13 protein-coding genes and 1 pseudogene are annotated in these 17,065 nt (G+C 57.7%); 4 read left to right on the forward strand and 10 right to left on the reverse strand.

All coding sequences use genetic code 11. The features are described 5' to 3' along the window. The first annotated feature begins 22 nt into the window (after positions 1-22). The 4 genes from ACZ432_RS00170 to ACZ432_RS00185 all read left to right on the forward strand — a co-directional run bounded on the left by ACZ432_RS00170 (position 23) and on the right by ACZ432_RS00185 (position 5,517). The gene (locus tag ACZ432_RS00170) at positions 23-406 is read left to right on the forward strand and encodes a DUF2255 family protein (RefSeq protein ID WP_004594443.1); all 384 of its coding nucleotides are present in this window, start codon (positions 23-25) and stop codon (positions 404-406) included. 76 nt (positions 407-482) lie between these two features. Then, on the forward strand, positions 483-2,159 hold the full coding sequence (locus ACZ432_RS00175) for a transposase (RefSeq protein ID WP_426963378.1): 1,677 nt from the start codon (positions 483-485) through the stop codon (positions 2,157-2,159). A gap of 510 nt (positions 2,160-2,669) precedes the next feature. Beyond that, complete coding sequence (locus tag ACZ432_RS00180; RefSeq protein ID WP_426963379.1) at positions 2,670-5,168, forward strand: heavy metal translocating P-type ATPase; 2,499 nt, start codon at positions 2,670-2,672, stop codon at positions 5,166-5,168. 163 nt (positions 5,169-5,331) lie between these two features. Beyond that, a complete protein-coding gene (locus ACZ432_RS00185) occupies positions 5,332-5,517 on the forward strand; it encodes a DUF7333 family protein (RefSeq protein ID WP_371191862.1) in 186 nt (61 codons plus the stop codon). A 147-nt stretch (positions 5,518-5,664) separates the two neighbouring features. On the opposite strand, the gene ACZ432_RS00190 is transcribed toward ACZ432_RS00185, so the two are convergent. The 10 genes and pseudogenes from ACZ432_RS00190 to ACZ432_RS00235 form a co-directional block, all read right to left on the reverse strand. Further along, positions 5,665-6,867 carry a hypothetical protein gene (locus tag ACZ432_RS00190; protein ID WP_426963380.1) on the reverse strand — a complete coding sequence of 401 codons (1,203 nt, stop codon included), beginning with the start codon at positions 6,865-6,867 and terminating at the stop codon, positions 5,665-5,667. A 146-nt stretch (positions 6,868-7,013) separates the two neighbouring features. Beyond that, a complete protein-coding gene (locus ACZ432_RS00195) occupies positions 7,014-8,171 on the reverse strand; it encodes a multicopper oxidase domain-containing protein (protein ID WP_371191864.1) in 1,158 nt (385 codons plus the stop codon). Between the two features lie 164 nt (positions 8,172-8,335). Next, the gene (locus tag ACZ432_RS00200; protein ID WP_371191865.1) at positions 8,336-8,908 is read right to left on the reverse strand and encodes a CPBP family intramembrane glutamic endopeptidase; all 573 of its coding nucleotides are present in this window, start codon (positions 8,906-8,908) and stop codon (positions 8,336-8,338) included. A 163-nt stretch (positions 8,909-9,071) separates the two neighbouring features. After that, positions 9,072-10,007 (reverse strand): cation diffusion facilitator family transporter, encoded by a 936-nt coding sequence (locus ACZ432_RS00205; protein ID WP_426963381.1) that lies wholly within the window; start codon positions 10,005-10,007, stop codon positions 9,072-9,074. 50 nt (positions 10,008-10,057) lie between these two features. Continuing rightward, entirely contained in the window at positions 10,058-12,688 is a 2,631-nt protein-coding gene (locus ACZ432_RS00210; protein ID WP_426963382.1) for a heavy metal translocating P-type ATPase, read from the reverse strand. Positions 12,689-12,797: 109 nt separating this feature from the next. After that, positions 12,798-13,103 (reverse strand): cupredoxin domain-containing protein, encoded by a 306-nt coding sequence (locus ACZ432_RS00215; RefSeq protein WP_371191816.1) that lies wholly within the window; start codon positions 13,101-13,103, stop codon positions 12,798-12,800. 141 nt (positions 13,104-13,244) lie between these two features. Continuing rightward, positions 13,245-14,501: a ZIP family metal transporter gene (locus ACZ432_RS00220; protein ID WP_371191817.1), complete on the reverse strand. Its 1,257-nt coding sequence runs from the start codon at positions 14,499-14,501 to the stop codon at positions 13,245-13,247. A gap of 1 nt (position 14,502) precedes the next feature. After that, entirely contained in the window at positions 14,503-15,762 is a 1,260-nt protein-coding gene (locus ACZ432_RS00225; RefSeq protein WP_426963383.1) for a multicopper oxidase domain-containing protein, read from the reverse strand. 128 nt (positions 15,763-15,890) lie between these two features. Beyond that, on the reverse strand, positions 15,891-16,553 hold the full coding sequence (locus ACZ432_RS00230; RefSeq protein ID WP_464378847.1) for a metal-dependent transcriptional regulator: 663 nt from the start codon (positions 16,551-16,553) through the stop codon (positions 15,891-15,893). Between the two features lie 180 nt (positions 16,554-16,733). Next, positions 16,734-16,916, reverse strand: a pseudogene (locus tag ACZ432_RS00235) (IS5/IS1182 family transposase); the annotation flags it as partial. Positions 16,917-17,065: the final 149 nt, after the last annotated feature.

The following is a 17,065-nucleotide window of genomic DNA, read 5'->3' on the forward strand; positions in this document are numbered from 1 at the left end:
CGATTGCGAGGAGAACCCACTAATGCCCGAATGGCCAGAAGAAGAACTGAGTGAAATCGTTGAATCGGACGACCTGCACGTTGCACCATTCCGTGAAGACGGTGAGACGTACGGCACGCCAACGTGGATCTGGTCTGTTCGAGTGGATGACGCCCTCTACGTGCGTGCCTACAACGGTCAGGACTCTAGTTGGTATCAGGCTGCAGTCCGAGAAAACGCCGGTCGCATTGAAGCCGCTGGCATGACGAAGGAGGCCACTTTCGAGCCGGTTGACGGATCGATTAACGACCGTATCGACGAAGCCTATCGCGAAAAGTACGAGGGAAGCCAGTACCTGAACGCGATGATCAGCGACCGCGCACGCTCGGCTACGGTTAAGATTATGCCTCGCAACCCTGACGCCTGACTGTCAAGTGTACTAGTCAACAACTTAGAGCGTCGTATCGACAGAACGGCGCTATTAATCGAATTATTTTCTTATCGTGTCACCGACTCGTGAATCTCGACGCACTGTCTTTCGGCGGATCGCACACCGACCGCACGTTGCGTGGCCAGTCTATGACACGACACCGCTCTACGACCGAACGTCGCTCGCGGGGCTGGAATCAGATGTGCAGACAGTCTCAGAGACGTGGTTCGACCACGATAGCCACGACTCGGTCGAGGAGTTCGTCTGGTCACTCCCGCTGGCTTACTTCCAGTTCAACACCCACGACTGCTATGGAGGTTTGACACGCTACGAGATGGACACCCTCTTTCGCGTGTTCGTCCTGAAGGAACTCCACGGATGGGAGCACGAAACTGCACTCCTCAAGTACCTCGACAGCCATTCCGAACTCCGTGAGCGTCTTGAGTTGGAGTCCGTCCCCGACCAATCGACACTCTGGCGCAGTTGGCATACGCGCTTTACCGATGGGCTTCGCGAGACGGTTCAGAAAGCGGCTCGAACGATCCTGATCAAAGCGCAGAACGCGGATGTCGCTGTACCACGCGAGCCAGAACGAAACCTCTTGGATCGAGGCCACGACGCTACTGAATCGGACCCTGACGACCAGACCATCCTTGACGAGGCAGGGAATATCACCGACCACGTCAGTCGCGTCGTGTTCCCCGCGTTCTCGCTCAATCGTGGCGAGGACTGTGAGATTCCCGAGAACGCCTACTGGGGCTTACAGACCTATCTCGGGCTCCGCGAGAACTTGGCCGCCAACGAGGGCGCTCGCAGCTTCATCCACGAATCGACGCGTGAGCGAACACCACTCGGGCACGGCCATCGCGACCAGATTCGTGATCTCTCCATTGAGCAGATCCGCGAGATGTACCGACAGGCGGTCCAGCAACTCACCAACGAACTTGCGGGGACGGAGGAGTTCTTCCGGGCGGGTATCGTCGCAATCGACATCACTGAGGATGATCCCTTCACGGGCGACCGCGCAGGCCACGAGGACGAGATAATCGGAACGAAGGAGAAGACCGACGAATACGCCTACCAGTGGGCGACAGTCCAGTTGGTCGGTAACGCTGTCCCGCTCGTCCTTGATGCCCGCCCAGTCCAGAAAGGCGAGTCACGCAAGGAGATCGTCGAGGACTTGCTGGATTCGGCTGAAGAGCTCGTTCACGTCGATAATGTGCTGATGGATCGGGAGTTCGACAGCCAGCACATTCTAGAGATGATCAGCCAGCGTGGGCTTTCCTATGTCGTGCCGAAGCGGATGCAGACGAGTGAGAAAGCTCAGGCAAAACGATTACTCCAGCGGGGGCAAGACCGGTACGAGACCGATCGGAAACTCCATCTCGGGAAGAACGAGTGGCACGAGACGACGCTGATCTACCGTCGGAAAGAGGACTCCGAGCACGATGACCACCGGCAGTACTCGGTGTTCATGACGAATCGAGGAAGCGGACACCTCACTGAGTATGGCTACCGGTGGGAAATTGAGAGTGGGTATAGGTCGATCAAGCGATTCATGGCCGCGACAACGTCGAAGGATTTCGGGTTGCGATTCTTCTATTTCGCGTTCGCGTGTCTGCTGTACTCGATCTGGCGAGCTGTCGATCTGCTCGTGCAGGTCGAGTTGACTGGCGAGTACGAACATTCGCCGATCGTAACAGCCGACAATACGCTGACGCTGCTGAAGAAGGAAACAGGAATCGGATAGCGAGGCCCTCTACCTATGGTAGCACGGCGTCTGAGTGGCTACACTACCCGCGGCCTCAGAAACACGCCGGATTAGTTGAACATCCAACAATAACCTCCGGTCAGAAAGCGATCTGAATCAGTTTCCGCTCATCTATTCGTCCGAAACCACGCATCACAGTCCCGCTGAACCCGTTGTAGTCTCAACTTCCCACAATCTCGGAGGATAGATTTGATGCGTGCCTTCGTTCCGTTATTAAAACATACTATTATTTATGTTTTTTGAGTCCTCCTATATATTATAATATCGACAGGATGTACTGCATAGGCGTGGATATCATCGATCGACACGATATTTACTACAGAGTGTGTCTGAGTAGGAGAGAGCAACAACAACATAAACACGACCTGCGTACCGAGGTATAAGCGATTGATACTCTACCACTTGACCACTTTGGGAAACAAAGGGTGTACCATCATCTCTATTTATATCGATCTGATATCGGACAGACAGACCCACCGATACTGAGATATGACTGGCAACTGTGACTTGTGTGGTCGTGTGATTCAATCTTCCACATTCGAGACTGTTAGTGAGCGGTCATTCTGTTCAAGTGGATGTCACGATGTGTACACGACGCTTGGAGCTCCCGATTCCCTCGATACCACCCAGACAACTGAGAACGGGATCGACCAAGAGGAAGACGCGGTTCCTACTGATCAGCATCGTTCTCGGACGTTTCTCCGGATCGACGGCATGTACTCCGCGACGTGTGAGGCGTATCTTGAATCTCTCGCCGAAAAACAAGAGGGAGTGACTAGTGCCGAGGCGAGTTACGTCACGGAGACGATCCGAGTTGAATACGATCCAGACACTGCTTCGAAGGAATCGTTGCGCGAGGCGTTGAGCACTCTGGGGTACACGGCGTATCTCCGTGAGGATGCCTCATCAGACGTGGGAGAGGCCGGTGGCACGACACGTCGATCACGGGAGATGGGTGGGATTCGAAAGCGCCGAGACGACCAGCTCTTGGGGATGCGATACTCCGTTGGGTTCCTCTTCGGTGCGTTTCTGTTGGTCCCATACGTTGCGATCCTCTATCCAGCGCAGCTCGCGTCGATTTTCGACTGGCAAGCGCTCCAAATATTTGAGGGCGCATTTCGGCTAGACAGTCAAGGGGCGTTCGTGTTCCTCCGACTGTATTTCGTGATGACTGGTATCATTCTCGTCTTTACCGGTCTGCCAGTGTTGCGTGGCGCGTATATCAGTCTCAAAATGCGACGCCCGAACACCGATCTGTTGGTCGCGCTCACCGCCATCAGCGCGTACGCGTACAGTACGGCTGCCGTTATCCTCGGGCAAAACGACATTTTCTATGATCTCGCGATCATCGTCACGGCCGCGGTTACCGCGATGGTATTCTACGAATCGTCAATCAAACAGCGGGCACTTGATCGTCTCACCGAGCTCACCATATCACAGGTCGAGAGTGCACGAACGTACGACTCGGACGGAGAGACTGAGGAAGTTCGCGTGGAGAATCTCAATACAGGGGATGTCGTGCTCGTTCGACAGGGCGAACGTGTTCCAATAGACGGTGAACTGGTTGAAGACAGCTGTACCGTCGACGAAGCGATCGTGACAGGTGAATCGCTTCCGGTGCTCAAACGCGCCGGAGACGACGTGATCGGGGGGTCGATCGTGACGGACGGTGCAGCGTTGGTCCGTGTCGGCCCAGACGTAACGAGTAGTATCGACCGGATAACGACCGCCGTCTGGGACCTACAGAGCGCGACTCACGGCGTCCAACGCCACGCCGACCAACTCGCGTCGTACGCCGTCTTCCTCGTCGTCGGAGCCGCTGTCGCGGTCGGCAGCGTCGGTGTACTCGCATTTGGGATGGGCCTGCCAGATGCCCTCCTCCTCGCGCTGTTGATCATCCTTGCCGGCTCGCCGTGGGCCCTCGGACTTGCGACGCCCCTGTCGGTCGCGAAGAGCCTCTCCAGTGCGCTCCGGCGCGGGATCATCATCTTCGACGAAACAGTCTTCGAACGGCTCCGCGACGTCGATATCGTCGTCTTCGATAAGACGGGGACACTCACAACCGGAGAGATGGAGGTGATCGAAGCGGACGCGCCTCCCGAGTTACTCGACGCCGTCGCCGCACTCGAACAACGGGCGTCACACCCCGCCGCGAACGCTATCACGACGGCGTTCGCCGGGAGTGACGATGGCGACGCCGCAGCGGCTCAGCCGGACTCGGGAGATGACGCGGTCGGAACGGAAGACGTCGGTCAGATACGCGAGTTCACGAACCATCGGTCGGGTATCGAAGGCGTGATCGGCGACACGTCGTACCTCGTCGGGAACCTCGATCTATTCGCAGAACAGGGGTGGACCGTTAACGACGACATCCGGTCTCGGGTCGCCGACGCTCAGGGATTCGGACAGCTTCCGGTCGTCGTCGGTCGTGACGGGACAGCAGAGGGGCTGATCGTCGTCGGGGACGAGCCGCGAGACGGCTGGGATGACACCGTCTCTCGGCTTGGGGAGCGGGGCACGGAGATCGTCGTCCTGACCGGCGACGACGAGGAGGCGACAGACTTCTTCAAGCGACACGACGCCGTGACGCACGTCTTTGCGACGGTTCCGCCGGAGGGGAAGACGGCGACGATCCGGCGGCTCAAATCTGATGGGCAGGTTGCGATGGTCGGTGACGGTACCAACGACGCGCCGGCGCTCGCCGCCGCCGACCTCGGCATCTCGCTGGGCGGCGGGACGGCGTTGGCCGCCGACGCCGCCGATGTTGCGATTGTCGACGACGACATCCGCTCCGTCGAAACCGCGTTCGACCTTGCGGGAGCGGCCCGCCGTCGCGTGAAACAGAACAATCTCCTCGCGTTCTCCTACAACGGTATCGCACTCGTGGCGTTGGCCGTCGGGTTCTTCAATCCGCTGACGGCAGCGACTGCGGTTATTGCCAGCGGTGGGTTGCTCGCCGTAAACACTCGGCGGAAGCTACTCAGGTAAGGGATACGGCCTCCAAACGATCGCGGATCCGAGCCTACCGATACGGTGTAAAGAGTAGCTATCTATCATTTGAGCACCGTCGATCCGATCGTTGAGGTCGCCACCCGGATCCGCATCGCTTCTGTTTCTAAAGGACTAATCCTGTCCAGACACTACTACCCCCATGGAATTCGATTTCCTGCGTTCGGTAGTTCCACTCGCCGTGATCGTCGCCGTCGCAACGGTCGCGCTAACCGCTGTGATGACACCCTCGACCGTCTTTATGATGGTTCTTCCCTCGATGATCGCGTTCTCGGTGGTCGCGTACTTCCTCGGGATGAAACATGGCGAATTCCGCGTTAGTCCGTAGCGGTTCTGTCCGGTACCGCCCCCAAAGTCACAGTGTCAGTCCGTCTGAAGCGTTCTAATTCGGGTTACTACGTCTGGGGGTCCGCGCTTCGTGTTCAACAAGTCTCGATGAACGATCAGCAGCCGTGGATCGACGTGGCCGGGATGTTTACTCGGTGACTCCCGCACTGAGCTCAGACGCGTCCTGCCGGACGGGTGTCGGGGAGTCGATCGAATACACGAGCGTTCCGGTGAACAGTGCGATGCTCCCTAACAGGAATATTGAACTGAGCGGCGACGCTGAATCGACGAAGATCCAGTATATTGGTGCCGCGATCGTCGGGCCGGCCGCGATGACAGCGACTTGGGAGACGAGGGGACCACAACACCCACACGTACACGCACCGACGACTGTCGCCGTCCCGGCTGTGCTCTGTGTTGCTCCCGCCTGCTGATCGAGACGCCACGAGTGAGCGACGGCGGCCGCGTTCAACCCCACGAGGACGCCGAGGAGTCCAATCACGATGACCACACCGGGAGAGATCGCGATGAAAAACGGAACGTCGGGGAGCAGAACCTCGAGGGTGGGCCATCGCACGATCTGATACAGTACGTTCAGAACCGCCACGGTCGTCTCTTGCGGAGCGCCCTCCTCACTAAAGAAGGATAGGTATCCCGTCGTCGCCATAAAGAAGAGGCTCACCATGGCTCCGACGCTGAATCCGAACCGACGCGCCACCGGATCCCGAAGGATCGTCGACAGTGCCGTGCCAACGTCGTTCCAGAGAATGTAGCCGACGAGTAGTGGTGTCGCGAGGACGATCCCGTACCCGATCGGGTTGGTGTAGCCGCTGAATCCGGGCAGTAGATACGGGTACAGTATCCAGCCACCGAGCAGCATGCCGAGAGCCATGTACCGGGGACGTGTCGTCCATCGCACGAGTCCGGTGACGAAACTCGCGACCACGACTAGCAGGCCGGTTCCGATCGCGAGCGGCTGATACCACGACCGCGGGAACGGCATCGAGTCCGCCTGATACGTCGGATCCGGGGCCAGGCCTTCGAAGATGATCGCGCCGGCGATAGCAACACCGATGCCGACCGCAATTCCGTATAGAGCGGTTCTCGGCGAGACCCGCCCCCTTCGCTTGAGGAGGATGAGCGTACCGACTACGAGAGCACCGATACCAGCGATCGCCAACCCGTGCGATTGTGAGAGTCCCGACGATTCAGCGCCACCGTGGGCCGAAACTGTCGGGATCAGAGAAAGGAGACTGATCCCGACAGCAACCAAGACGAGTAGGCGGAGCGACCTTCGTCGAGGTTTCGGTCTGTCAGCACCAGCGCCCCCTTTTCCGCCTTTCTGGGTCATTGCGAGGGGTTAGTGACTCACACACAATTATCTGTCTCTCTCGTTCCCCCCGAGACGGACCTCGTGACTGCCCTCAGAGTCTGTATATGCGTGGAACCGTCCTGTAGAGTTCTTCGGGACGGTTCAGAAGTCCGTGTCAGATCGCGTCAGTTCGGTTCGTAGCCGGCGTACTCCATGAGCTGACTGAAGATGTCCGAGTCCATGACGGAGCGGTACACCACGCCGGTAAGCATGCCGCCGGGGTAGAACGACCCGTTCATCACGTGGTTGACCTTGTGGCAGTGCATGAGGTAGATCCCGGGGTCCGCGTCGGCCGTGAACTCGATCGTGTGCCGTTCCGCGGGGGCGATGTTCGTGACGTCGATGTCGTGTCTGGCGGCTTCCGGAACGACCCCGCCGTCCTTTTCGACGCGCTGGAAGCGATGGTTGTGGATATGCATCGGGTGCGACATGTACCCACCGTTGACGAGGTGTACGCGGACCAAATCGCCTTGATCGACGATGATCGGCGACCCCTGTTCGGGGTGGAGCGTCCGGGGCGCGCTCTTCCCGTTGACGGTGAAGACGTCCGGCGTCCGCGAGGTCGTGTCGTACGTGAAGTTCCCCTCGCCGCCCCACTTCTTCGGGATCCGCGAGTCCCAGTCTTTGATCGTCATGAAGTACTCCCGGTCCGCCGGCTCGTAGCCCTCGGGATCGACCCGGAAGATCCCGTACATCCCCATATCGATGTGGCGGTGGGTCTGGAGGTGACAGTGATACAGGTGCGTCCCCGGAACGTTCGCCGGGATCTCGTAGGTGTGCTTCTCGCCCGCGGGGACTTTGATCCCGGTCGACGTCGGGACGCCGTCGTTCTTCCACGACTTGGTGACGCCGTGGAAGTGGATCGTGTGCGGCCGGCGCCCGTTCGTGTTGTCGAGCGTCACCTCCATGTCGTTCCCCTCGGTCGTCCGGAGGATCGGACCCGGGACGCTCGGATCGTGGTCGTCGGCCTGCCACGCCCAGACGCGGGGGAACTCGACCGGCCCGCCCATCGAATCGAGCGGGTGGACGGCGTGTCGCGCCGGCTGCGTCCCCATCGTCACTGACCCGCCCTGTTCGTCGACGTTGACGACTGTCGGAGGGCTGGTGTAGGGGAGATCTGACGGAGATGTCTGTGCCTCGTTCGGAGTGTTCGTGGCCGCCGTCGGCGCGTTAATCGTCTTCGACGAACAACCCGCCAACGCCGATACGCCCGTCACGCCGGTCGCAGCAAGAAATTCTCGCCGGGACAGTCCGGTTCCGGGGGCACCGAAAGGTGTCGTCATGGTTCATTCGACACATTGGGCTGTCGCGACAAACGAGGACTGCAGAATCCCTGTTTTTGAGAAGGCAAGCGAATATGTTCGGCAACAGTCGGACGGGCTTCACAAGCAAACTAAGGGTTTGCTGTCGAAAGAACTGAGATCTGAGACCCACAGATAGCAAACAGTTACATTCCACCTGTTGCCGTCAGATACGCGCTCGTGAATTGAATCGCATTGTACGCACCGTGAATCAGAGCCGGAACAACGAGGTTATCGGTGTACTCGTAGGTCGCACCGAGTACCAGAGCTAGAACGAATGCGATACCGACGTACACGAGCTTCCCTTCTCCACTCAACGAGAAGAGATGGATCGATGCGAAGAGGGCGCTCGCAAGAACGATTGCACGGGTTGGATGTAGCGTTTCTCGGAGTGTCCCCTGAACCAGTCCTCGGTATAACAGCTCTTCGCCCGGACCGACTAGCAGAAACGATAGAGGAATGAGAATTAGAAAAGCTGTCGGATTTTGCTGACCAACTGTTACTACTTGGTTTTCTGCTGATTCCAGTCCGAGCGAGGAGATAACGCGTGATGCGACAATGAGTAATCCGAGGAGTGTACCTACCCCCCCGATGGTTACAGCAACATCTCGCCTGTCCGGAATCGAAAGCGAAACGAATTCGAAGTCGAGATCTCGGAATCTGAGATAGAGGATTGAGAGCCCTCCGAATGTCACCCCCTGTAACAAGATCGTGCTCATTACGAGGCGCAACGATGGACGAGCGGTTACATCGACCCCGAATGCGCCCAGCAGTGCGGCACCGATGGTGACAATTACCGACCCAATAACCGTTGAGCCGTACGTGAGCCCAACTGCACTCCCGACAGACTGAATCCGTGTCGTTATTTCTGTCATTTGAAAATCAGTGGTTGTGACTCGTGTTGTCGGCAGTCTCCGGGTCCCTCTCCATCTCACCCACTAGTTCGACGGTTGCGTGATCGATTCCATGGTCGGAAAGAAGCTGATGGACGCGAGAGCGGATCGCCTGATGTTGGTCTAGTGATGTGGGCTCATACTGAAGACGCACTGTCGCTACGGTCAACTGACTACATACTTGCCAGACGTGTATGTCGTCGACGTCTTCAACGCCATCGACAGCTGTCAGTTCATTTCGAAGTTTATCCGGTGAGATAGGGCTCCGTTCTAAGAGGATTGAGGTGCTTCCGCGGAGTACCTTTCCTGCCGAAACGAGCACTAACACGCCGATGAGGATGGCAGCCACCGGGTCGGCGACAGGTAAATCGAACGTGACGACGGCGAGTGTCGAAATGATCACCGCGACTGATCCACCGGCATCGCCGAGAAGGTGATAGAATGCGCCGCGCTCGTTGAGGCTCATCTCGCCCCCTTGTACGATATAGACCGATCCCAAGTTGACAAGCAAGCCGCCGCCGGCGATGATCAGCGTCATTGTCGGATCGATCTCAACCGGGTCCAGGAACCGTTGATACGATTCCCACAGGATGTACCCGACCATCGGAACGAGCAGTATCCCGTTGAGAAACGCAGCAACCGGCTCCAGTCGATGGAGTCCGTACGACCACTCAGCACCGCCTTCGAATCGTTCCGCGGTGTAGCTCGCGCCGAACGCCATTGCGTACGCAAGCATGTCGAATAGCATGTGGAGCGCATCGCTGATGAGAGCGACCGAACCGAAGAGGAGTCCACCAGCCAATTCGGCAAGGAAGCCAAGGAAATTGACGACCGCTACGAGGGCAAGTCGGCGCGTACTGCTGTCTGTTTCGGTTGTTAGTTCATATTCTTCCGTCTCTTCGTGAGCATGCCCGTGTTGACTCATACGTTTTGATCTGATAAATTCGTAATGTCCGGTATTACGACTCTCAAGCGTCAGTTGTTCTCTGTCTCCGGTTCGACGCGAGAGAGTCGCATTGCGTTCCCGGTCACGGCCATCGTCATCCCCGCGTCGCCGGCGAGGACGGCGAGCCAGATGGGGACGTACCCGAACGGAACCGCGAGAGCAAGTCCGGCTTTGACACCGAGGCTGGCCCAGATATTCTGCCGGATGACGCCGTTTGCGTCGTTCGCGAGCTCGTAGAGATACGGGAGCTTTGCGAGGTCGTCACCCATCAGCGCGATGTCGGCCGTCTCCAACGCGGTGTCCGTCCCGGCCGCGCCCATCGCAATACCCACCGTTGCCGTCGCGAGCGCCGGGGCGTCGTTGATCCCATCACCGACCATCGCGACGCCCTCGTGTTCCTCGATGAGCTCCTCGACGGCAGCCACTTTCTCGTCGGGAAGCAGTTCTGCCCGGTACTCGTCGACTCCGACTTGGTCGGCGATCGCGCGAGCAGTTCGCTCGTTGTCGCCGGTCAGCATGACCGTCCGTGAGACGCCGAGATCTCTGAGTCGAGCGATCGTTCGCGCTGCTTCGGGACGGATCTCGTCGGCCACGGCGACGATACCTTCAAGTTCGTCTTCGGTTCCGACGAGCACAACGGTCTTCCCTTCTGCCTGGAGTTGAGGGACGGTCTCTTCGAGGAGGTCAAGACAGTTATTCCGGTCGCACATCTGACGGGCTGTCTGTGTCACGACGCCACCGTCGGTCGTCGCGTGGACGTGCGAGAGGTCGAAACCTAACTCCTCAAACAGCCCCGGTTTGCCTGCGAAATGGGGGGTCCCATCGAGATCGGCACGAACACCCTTCCCAGTGATGCTCTCGAAGTCATCGATTTCGCGCTCGGCGACCCCTGCGCTGCCGGCTTCAGCGACGATTGCCTCGCCGATGGGATGTTCGCTCCGCTGTTCGAGCCCACGCGCACACCGGAGGACATCTTCTTCGGAATTTTCGTTCAGTGGAACGACGTCGGTGACGGTGAGCTCCCCTTTCGTGAGCGTCCCGGTCTTGTCGAACGCGACGACGTCGACGCTCCCCATCGCTTCGAGGTGGTTGCCGCCCTTGATCAGGACCCCGTTCTTAGCAGCGCTCGTGATCCCCGACACCACGGAGACGGGCGTCGAGATGACGAACGCACACGGGCAGGCGAGTACGAGGAGTGTCAGCCCGTAGACGACGGCCGTCGGCCACGTGGTTCCGAGGACGTACGGGCTCCCCACTGTCGTCAAGACCGCGAAGGCGACGACGACCGGTGTGTAGTACGCCGAGAAGCGCTCGACGAACTGCTCACGCTCGGTCTTGTTTGACTGAGCGTCTTCGACCATCTCCACGATACGCGAGAGCGTGTTATCGCCGGCCTCGGAGGTAACCTCCACCTCGAGATACCCCTCTTCGTTGATCGTACCGGCGTACACCTCGTCTCCCATCGCCTTGTCGACGGGCACGCTTTCGCCCGTGATGGGCGCCTGATTGACTGCGCTTTCACCGTCGACGACGGTCCCGTCGAGTGGGATCTTCTCGCCCGGTTTCACGACGACGACGTCACCGACAGCGACCTCGTCGACTGGAACCGTCTCCGTACTACTGTCTCGCTTGACGGTCGCTTCGTCCGGCGAGAGGTCCATCAACTCCCGGAGCGAGTTCCGGGCGCGATCCATCGAGTACCGCTCCAGCAGCTCGGCGATGCTAAACAGGAACGCGAGGGTGGCGGCCTCGAAGTAAAGCGCTTCACCGAAGGCGAGGCTCGCGACCAGCGCCCCGAGGATAGCCACCGACATCAAAAAGTCGATATCGAGGTTCAGATTCCGCGCCGAGTAGTAGCCGTTGCGAAGGATCTCTTGACCCCCGAAGGCGACGGCGACAAGGAACAGTCCGTCGGCAACGAACAGCTCTGTGCCGAGAAGGCTCGCAATCTGTCCGTTCTGCCCAGTGAGGAAGAATTCAAGGAGCAAACCGAGAGCAACGAACCCACCGCTGATCCACGTCTTGAGTGCCCGCGGACTCACCCAGATGCTCTCGCGTTCCTCGGTCGCGTTCTGACCTTCGGACTCGTCGCTCGAACTGTCTGTAACCTCGTATCCAGCACGTTCGATAGCACTGATTATCTCGGCTTCTCCGGCCTCCGAAGAATCGTACGTGACAACGACGGTTCCGTTCGTTGGCCGGGTTTTATACGCTGTAACTCCAGCTTTGTCGAGTGACTTTTCGATCTTCCCCGCACACGAGGGGCAGTCCATCTCGGGAACCGTAAATTTCGTCGTTATCTCGTCGACGTCTTCGATGGTGTATCCCGCCTTTTCGACCCGATCAGCTATCTCGGTAGCGCTGGTTTGCTCGCTGTCGTATGAGACTGTCAACGTTCCCGTCGTCACTTGCGGGTCGATGCTGTTGATACCGTCCAGTTTTTCGACGCTGTTCTCAACTTTCCCTGCACACGAGGGACAGTCCATCTCCGGAACCGAGAACTGTGCAACATCCCCTTGTCCGTGTGGTGGGGGGGTGTCATCGACACCCTTTGCATACTGAGCGGACTCGTGACGATGCTGAGATCCCTCTTCGTGCGTGTGGGTTCGGTTCGGTGGTTCGCCACGTTTGTCGTGGGAATCGTCGTCAGGTGAGGTCATTACTCACCGCTTGCCGCTACAGATTTATTAACTCTACTGCGATATCTGGCCCATATTATGTTAAATATTAATAAGTATTGTGAGTTGAGTTATTAATACTCCTGTCAGATCATCTCACTAGGACTGTCCCGACCATTCCAGAACTTTCATGCGGAATACAACAGTACCCGTACGTTCCGGGTTGATCGAACGTGTGCTCGTAGTTCTCTCCCGGGGCGATGAGTCCCTCAGTAACCCGGTTTCTCGCAGCACGCTCTGACTCGAAGCCACCACTTGCGAAGTACACGGCCTCGGCAGGAATTTCGTCTTCATACGCTGTGACCGTGTGCTGGATGTCGCTCTCGTTCGTCCACGTCACTGTCCCTCCGGTTTCGATCGTCGCAGTCTTCGGCTCGAACGTGTGATCGTCGGGCATCGTGACGGTCAGGGTCGACGGTGACTGTCCGTTCAAACATCCGGCGGTGCTGAGCGTCGCCAAGGCGGCAGTACTGAGTCGCAATACCGTCCGTCGATTGTAGAATTTGAGTGCCATTGGAACAGAGATGGATAGTACCTCTCAGAGCGCCACGAAGAGGTCGGTCACGTACATCACTCCGAGGCCGAGCAGGAACGCAAGCAGGTTCGTGGCGCTGGCCACGCGACCGCCTGCATCCCGAACCATTCCCGCGATCTCCCAGTTGACCTGTAAAATTGCGCCAACCCCGATCGCGAGGAAGAAGGCTCCGATCGTCGGCGAGTACGCGAGACTACCGATCCACCCGCCGAGGATGACGGGGGCACCGGCGATGACGCCGAGCGCAGCGAAGTGCTTGAACGACGGACGCTCTCCGCGGGCGACCGGTGCAACGACGGCCGGGCCTTCCGTCACGTTGTGGAGCATGAACCCGATCACGAGGAACGCGCCGAGCGACACACGCCCGAGTGCGAACGAACTCCCGATCGCCAGCCCTTCCGCGAGGTTGTGTAGGCCGATTCCGATCGCAACCAGATATGCGATCCAGAGACCGCTACTCGCCCGACTGTCACCGGCGGCAACACGGCCCTTGCGCCACGCGCTGATTGCCTGAACGAGAGTGAGCGCGCCGAGGATCCCGAAGACGATCAAAAGGTTGCCCTCGTACGCGCCCGGAACTCGTTGAGCGAGTTCGAACGCCTCGAACCCGGCGTCGAACGCCAAGAAACCGAGGACGCCGGCCGCGAACAAGAGCACGGCGTGCAGCCACCGATCGCTCATCGTCTTGATGTAGGGGAACCACAGCATCCCTAATGCGACTGGGATCACACCGACGAACAGCCCGATGACTGCAAGCGTCCAGAGCAGACTGAGGCTGAATCCGGGTGCCTGACTCGGAGCGACGATCGTATTCTCGAATGTCGCCCCGTCAGAGAGTACGAGGGCGACGTTGAGATCCCATCCCGGATTCCAGTGATACGGGATCACGATCTGTGCGCTTTCCATCGGAGCGAGCGTTTGGTCGCCACCAGCTCCTTCGACCTGAAAATTCCAGTAGGCCTCATCGACGAGGACCTGTGCTATCGTCACGGAATCGGGCCCGTTGTTCGTTACGTGTAACACGACCGTTTCGTCGCTCGGAAGCGTCGTGTGCGTGATCGTCACGTCGGGAAGCGGTTCACCACTCTGGCTCTGAATACTCGCGAGTGGTGACGTGAACGCGAACACACCCAAGACGAGCACGAGCAACACGATCGGGAGTATCGCGCTGACCCATCTCGGTAGTCCGAGGGGCTGTGTGACCTCGTTTTCAGTAGATACACCACCGTCTGGCGTCGGTTTTTGTGTCTCATCCGCCATGTTAGACCACCTCAAAGAAGCTCATCCAGCCGAGTTCGGCGAACTCGGATTGGTGGGCGTGGAACATGTACAGCCCGGGTTCGTGATCCGAGTAGTCGAGCTCGATGATACCGCGTTGCGCCTGCGTCTGCATGATCGTGTCTACGGTCTTGCGCGTCGGTGTCAGCGTAGTCCCGTGGTCATAGTAATCGAAGAACTGCGAGTGCGTGTGGAACGAGTTGATGAGGTCGAACTCAGTCGCATTGGAGAGATACACGCGTTGCCGTTCGTTCTTGTCGATCTGGATGGGACGCTTCGTCTCGCCCGCCGTCCAGTTGCCGGTGCCGTCGGTACTACCGACCCCGTATGCGAACGCCCGTGTGTTCGCCGCGTAGACCTCGTTCCCGCCGTCGAAGTTAGTGTCGAACGAGTTCATCACCATGACCATCTCGTTGACGGCGTCGTTTTCGGCGTACTCGTGGTTCCGGCTCTTCGCCTCTTCGACGAACCGCGTCCGCATGTCGTCGGTAATCGGGCCGGGGTAATTGACGTAGTCGCGTGGATTCTCCCTGACGCGTTCGGGGTCCGGATCGACGATGATCGTGCCGTAGAGTCCGCGGTGGATGTGTTCTTTCAGCGGGAGCGAGTGGCAATGATAGAAGTGCGTACCGGCGGGTTGGGCAATCCATTCGTAGGTGAATGATTCTCCCGTTTCGAGGACACCAGGCCCGTTTTGGGGGATTCCGTCCATTCGCGGGTTAAGGTTCTTCAGATGCGGATGGATCGTGTGAGCGTGCCGTCCTAGGTTCGTGAATTTAACGCGAATTAGGTCGCCCTCAACGGCACGGATCGTGGGGCCCGGCACCTGACCGTTGAATGCCCACGCTTGGAACTCGACGCCCGGAGCGATGGTGATCGTTGTGTCGACGGCGTTGAATTCGAACTCCCGTACGGTTCGACCATCCTCCTCGTAGACTTGCTGCGGAACGTTATCCTGCCCGCTGTCTCCGGTATTGAACGCGGTGAGGAACTCGTGCGGATCGAAATCCAAATCTTGGTATTCGCCCACCGAACCGAAGTTACCGTGTGTATCATCGCCCTCGTGGCCGGGTGACGCACTTGCACGTGAACTCCCGAGTCCAACGGCGGCACTTCCCGCGACACCAAGACTGCCGAGTACCGTGCGACGACTGACGCTCGTTTCACCAGTGAGTGATTCAACCAAACGCTGTTCGAGTCGTTTGGTGACATCTGCCGCACTCTCGTAATTTATCGAGGGCATGATCTCCTCGACGGGTTGACTCTTCGGATACCCATATGTGATAGTGGATGGGCCCAATATATAAATTAGACCCATCTAAACTTCGAGTAGGTCTAATCTAAAAATAGACTAGCGGACTTCCGAGCTTCTCAGTGAGAACTCTGTGTGAGAGATTGGGTGGATATGGAACATGCGACTTCTTCGGGTAGCGCAACCGGACCATCTCCGCTATCAGGGTCAAGTGTGACCATTCCAAATGGCGCAATCTCAACAACATCTACGACAGTTCCGGGGAGAATCCCGTGTTTGGACAGGTACCGGAGGAGATCTGGATCTGTGTCCGGAACCCGTACGATCTGAACGCTGTCACCCACTTGATGATCAGCAAGACGTTCACCATCCTTTGCTCCCGAGACATCCAGATTCGCGGTGGGAATTGGGTCGCCATGCGGATCAACCGCTGGTTGTCCTAGCTGCTCTGCAATCCGGTCGGCAAACTTACTGCTGATGTGGTGTTCGAGACGATCTGCTTCGTCGTGTACCTCTGCCCAATCATACTCGAGGTGGTCCGTCAGATATCGTTCTAACAGTCGGTGATGGAGAATGATTTCGAGAGCAATAGGAACTCCAGTATCAGTGAGCTCAACTCCCCTGTAGGGTTCGTACAGCACGAAATCACGCTCTGATAACTTTTTCATCATACTGGTAACCGTCGGTTGCTCTACATCCATATACTCAGCGAGTACCGAGGTTCGTACCCGGTCGTCCGCTTCGTTCTGGAGATAATAGATCGCTTTGAGATAGTCTTCCATGATCGCACTCAGCATTGTGAAATAATTAGATAAGGCTAAATTTATAATTTACTGCGCCTGTCTTACTTGGAGTGATAATTATCGATTGTGTCCAGCCAGCAACCACAGCTAAATTTGAACTATCATCAAAAATGACTCACTCTGTTGAATTTATATTACTTAAATTTCACCTCCAGTGAAATCGTCAAGCAGGCCACGGTATGTCGTGTTCTTCCGAACTTTGAGACACAACAGACCAACGTGTTGCGGGAGTGTATAGTGGTGTTTGGAGAGCTTCGAGGAGTATCGAAAGACTGCTCGTCGGGCCAGATGGATAGCTTTCGCAGTAGATCGGAGAATCTGCGACTTCGGGAGAGCCTTCATTTCGTGAAATCACAGGACAAACATATAAATCTAAGAGGATTTCAACAGAGCCAATTCCGTTGTTCTGGCTCTCTTTGTGCTTTACGCGGGTGCTCTTCTCCGGTAACACTGTGAGGTATTGACCACAATCAAGCCAGCATATATCACTT

The sequence above is a fragment of the Haloparvum alkalitolerans genome, assembly GCF_055381565.1.